Genomic DNA, 3,939 nt, shown 5'->3' on the forward strand with positions numbered 1-3,939 from the left:
CCTTCATTACTTGAAGGCTTATGATAGCGAACTGGCCTCATCTTGGCATGACCCCGGGTTCGTTTGCCGAGGCGGCCCGTGTGCTGCACCTCGCGCCACCCACGGTCAGTTTGCATATTGCCGACCTGGAGTCGCGGGTTGGCGGAAAGCTGTTGTCGCGCACACGTGGGCGCATTCAGCCTTCGGCGATTGGAGAAACGCTGGTGGAGCGCGCGCGGCGCCTGTTGGCGGATGCGGAGCAGGCGCTTGAGGACGTGGAGCGTCAGGTGCAGGGCTTGGCCGGGCGTGTGCGGCTGGGTGCCTCCACAGGGGCCATCGCACAGTTGATGCCGCAAGCTTTGGAGACGTTGGGCCAACGCCATCCCGCTATCGATGTGCAGGTCGCGGTGCTCACGTCGCAGGAAACTTTGAAGAAGCTTGCCGAGGGCTCTTTGGAGATCGGTCTGGTCGCGCTGCCACAGACCCCGGTGAAGGAATTGCGGATCGAGCCATGGCGGCGGGACCCGGTCATGGCCTTCTTGCCGGCTCGCTGGGAATGCCCGGATGTTGTGACCCCCGGTTGGCTGGCCGCCCAGCCATTAATTCTGAATGACAAAACTACTCGGCTTTCGCGCTTGACCTCGGAGTGGTTCGCCAGTGATGGACGGCAGCCCACGCCGCGTATTCAACTGAACTACAACGATGCGATCAAAAGCCTAGTGGCGGCCGGTTATGGTGCGACGTTGTTGCCGCATGAAGCCTCCACGCCATTGCCCGATACCAGGATCGTCATGCGGCCATTACAGCCCTTATTGTGGCGTCAACTTGGTATTGCCCACCGTGGTGGGGACGTCGAGCGGCCTACGCAACATGTGCTGGATGTGTTGTGGGGGTTGAGTGCGGGCTAGGGCGATGTTGTCAGAGAAAGGACCGCTTTCGACCCGGTCATACGGTGATTGAGGTCCCAGGCGTCAGCTACCGCACCTGAAGCCGTCGTTCATCGCTCCAAAGCCGGTGCCTGTCTCCGTTCGCCCAGGCCAGGGTGTCGTAGTACTTGTGCAGCAGCTCGGTAATGGCGGCGGTGTCGTCGGTCATGGGGTTTCCTTGGGGTTGGCGGTGAGGACTGCCTGGACGCGTGCTTGCAGCGCGGGCAGCACGTCTTGTTGGAACCAGGGGTTGCGCACCAGCCAGCGATTGTTGCGCGGGCTAGGGTGAGGCAGGGGGAACGCTTGCGGCCAGTGCTCGCGCCAGGCTTCGACCACCCGGGTGAGCGGCGTCTTGCCAGTACCGAGGTGGTAGTCCATGGCGTAGCTGCCCAGCACGATGACCAGCGACAGGCGCTCGAAACGCTGCATGAAGGCTTCGCGCCAGGCGGGGGGCGCACTCCGGGCGTAGCGGCAGGTCACCGCTTTTGCCGGTGCCCGGATAACAGAAGCCCATGGGCAGAATGGCGATGCGGGTAGGGTCGTAGAAGGTGTCGCGGTCCACGCCCAGCCAGGCGCGCAGACGCGCGCCGCTGGCGTCGTCGAAGGGCACGCCTGAGGCATGGACCCGGGCCCCCGGTGCTTGGCCGGCGATGAGGATGGGCGCACTCGGGTGAAACTGGAAGACCGGCTGCACGCCGTGTGGCAGATGCGGTGCGCAGCGCGTGCAGGCGCGGACGTCGGTCAGAAAGGCGTCGAGTGTCGGCATGGCGCGCTTCCGGAAAGGGTGGCTCGCGCAGGACGGAGGTGCCATCCTGCGCGAAGCGTAACCCGGCAGCAAGTCAGTGCTGGGTCAGTGTCGGATAGCCCTGGATGAATACGCGGTCGGTCTTGGCCGCCGGCACATGGCAGCCCATGCAGTCGGCTTCGTAGCTGACGGCGACATTCTTGGCGGGGGCGTCGGCCTTGAACAGCGCCCAGCCCCAGCCGTCGCCCCACAAGGGGTTGCTGGCGAAACGGCCTTTGGCGTCCTTGACCATCACGAACCACACGGCCGCATCGGAACCCCAGACCACAGGGTTGCCAGTGGTCATGGCGCTGGTTTCGAGCTTGCGGATCTCTTTCACCAGCGTGGCGCCGTCCAAGAACTTGCCGGTCTTGCGGTAGTGCTCGGCCGAGGCCTTTTCGGTGTACACATCGTGCAGGCCGCGAGAGGCGGATTTTTCGTCCAACACCGCATATGAGCCCAGGTGGACGAAGTTTGTGCGGAAGTCTGTGGGGCGGCTGATGCCGCCCTGGCTGTCCACATAGGGCGAAAAGTCGCCGGCCGTGACGGCCAGTGGCAGGACGAGGGCGCTGGCGAGCAGAGCGCCGGTGAGTGCGATTTTCGTTGTGTTCTCCTTATATGCCTATGGAGATCAGACGGCGACCACGGGGAAATCCACCGTGGTGTCGGCGATGTGGTTGGTGTAGTTGGTGAGCGTGTTCAGCGCGATGTTGGCGATCACTTCCAGTATCAGGCCGTCGTCGAGCCCCGCGCGGCGGTAGTTGGCCATGGCGTCGGCCGACACCACGCCGCGTTGCTCGACCAGCGCGCGGGCAAAGCCGGCAATTGCATCGTCAAGTGCGTTGGCCGCCTGGCCGGTGCGGGCCGCGGCGATGGCCTCTGCCGACAGTCCGGCACCTTTGCCGATCAGGGTGTGTGCGCTCAGGCAGTACTGGCAGCGATTGGCTTGACCGGCAGCCAGCGCAACGATCTCGCGCTGGGTGGCACTCAGGCGGCCGGTGCCCAGCGTTTCGGACAGGCCGAGGTAGCCGTTGAGCGCTGCCGGCGCGTGGGCCAGCGTGGCGAGCAGGTTCGGCACCATGCCGAGCTTGGCTTTGACGGCCTTGAGTGTGGCAGCGGTAGCGGCGTCAGCGGTGTCGATGGTCAGGGGGGCGATTTGGGTCATGTCTATCTCCGTAGTGGGTGAGGTGCAAGAGCAAGTGGGCATGATCGCCCTTTGTTTGGTACGATATGGCACGTAAAGTATCAAATACGTAACCTATCGTCTTATATGGAGAGTGGAATGGCGGATCGACTGGCCGGCTTGCTCCGGCACTACTCGCTTTCGGCGCGCGTTTTTCACAGCGGCGCCTTCTGTGAGCAGCATCATTACGCGGCGCCGCATGGCTATATCCATCTGGTGCGGCGCGGCCCGATTACGGCGCGTTCGCCCGTGCATGAAGATCTGCTGGTTACCGAGCCGAGCCTGCTGTTTTATCCGCGCGTGGCGTCGCATCGTTTTGTCGCCGCCCCCGGCGATACCGCTGAGCTGTTGTGTGCGGAGGTCGATCTGGGCGCTTCGACGGGCAATCCGTTGGCCATGGCCTTGCCGTCGATGCTGCTGATTCCGCTGGCGGACTTGCCCGGCCTCGGGCCGACGCTAGAGCTGCTGTTTGCCGAAGCCGAGCGCGACCAGTGCGGTCGGCAGGCCGCCATCGACCGCTTGTGCGAGTTGCTACTGATCCAGTTGCTGCGTTATCTGATGGATGGGCGGCTTGGCGCCACCGGACTGCTGGCGGGACTGGCCGACCCGAAACTCGCGCGCGCCATAACCGCCATGCACGATGCGCCGCAGACCGCGTGGTCGCTCGAGGCGCTGGCGGCGCAGGCGGGCATGTCACGCGCGCGCTTCGCCGCCGCGTTCAAAGACGCGGTGGGCGTCACGCCGGGCGACTATCTGGCCGACTGGCGGATGAACGTCAGTTGCACCCTGCTCAAGCAGGGGCGTCCGGTGGCGGTGGTGGCCGACCGCGTCGGCTACGGCAGCCCGAACGCGTTGGCGCGCGCCTTCCGCGTGCGCATGGGCTGCGCCCCGCGCGACTGGCTGGCGCAGCAGCGCGGTGACGCGTCGCTCAGCGGTTCGTGAGTTTGAGGTCGATTCGCCGGTTCTTGGCGTAGGCGGCGTCGGTGTTGCGCTCGTCGAGCGGGTGAAATTCACAGGCGCGGCACGGGAATCAAGGCATTGCGATTCTCGAAAATAGTTCTTGAAAT

General features: G+C 64.6%; 4 protein-coding genes and 1 pseudogene. 2 read left to right on the top strand and 3 right to left on the bottom strand.

Annotated features, from left to right (window positions below):
- Positions 1 to 47 precede the first annotated feature (47 nt).
- Entirely contained in the window at positions 48 to 887 is an 840-nt protein-coding gene (locus QZ609_RS25140) for a LysR family transcriptional regulator (protein ID WP_240480110.1), read from the top strand.
- A 183-nt stretch (positions 888 to 1,070) separates the two neighbouring features.
- On the opposite strand, the pseudogene QZ609_RS25145 reads toward QZ609_RS25140, so the two are convergent.
- The 3 genes and pseudogenes from QZ609_RS25145 to QZ609_RS25155 form a co-directional block, all read right to left on the bottom strand.
- Positions 1,071 to 1,671 (bottom strand): annotated as a pseudogene (locus tag QZ609_RS25145) (uracil-DNA glycosylase family protein).
- Positions 1,672 to 1,744: 73 nt separating this feature from the next.
- A complete protein-coding gene (locus tag QZ609_RS25150; protein WP_073665606.1) occupies positions 1,745 to 2,134 on the bottom strand; it encodes a cytochrome P460 family protein in 390 nt (129 codons plus the stop codon).
- A gap of 186 nt (positions 2,135 to 2,320) precedes the next feature.
- The gene (locus QZ609_RS25155) at positions 2,321 to 2,854 is read right to left on the bottom strand and encodes a carboxymuconolactone decarboxylase family protein (protein WP_024542568.1); all 534 of its coding nucleotides are present in this window, start codon (positions 2,852 to 2,854) and stop codon (positions 2,321 to 2,323) included.
- Positions 2,855 to 2,971: 117 nt separating this feature from the next.
- Between QZ609_RS25155 and QZ609_RS25160 the strand changes: the two genes are divergently transcribed.
- Complete coding sequence (locus QZ609_RS25160) at positions 2,972 to 3,814, top strand: AraC family transcriptional regulator (protein WP_024542567.1); 843 nt, start codon at positions 2,972 to 2,974, stop codon at positions 3,812 to 3,814.
- The last annotated feature ends 125 nt before the right edge of the window (positions 3,815 to 3,939 follow it).

Source organism: uncultured Ralstonia sp., assembly GCA_913056305.1.
In the GTDB taxonomy this organism is placed as follows: domain Bacteria; phylum Pseudomonadota; class Gammaproteobacteria; order Burkholderiales; family Burkholderiaceae; genus Ralstonia.

Coding starts and splice junctions, on each gene's coding strand:
- QZ609_RS25160 (WP_024542567.1), top strand. CDS start 2,972: ATGGCGGATCGACTGGCCGGCTTGCTCCGGCACTACTCGCTTTCGGCG.
- QZ609_RS25140 (WP_240480110.1), top strand. CDS start 48: ATGACCCCGGGTTCGTTTGCCGAGGCGGCCCGTGTGCTGCACCTCGCG.
- QZ609_RS25155 (WP_024542568.1), bottom strand. CDS start 2,854: ATGACCCAAATCGCCCCCCTGACCATCGACACCGCTGACGCCGCTACC.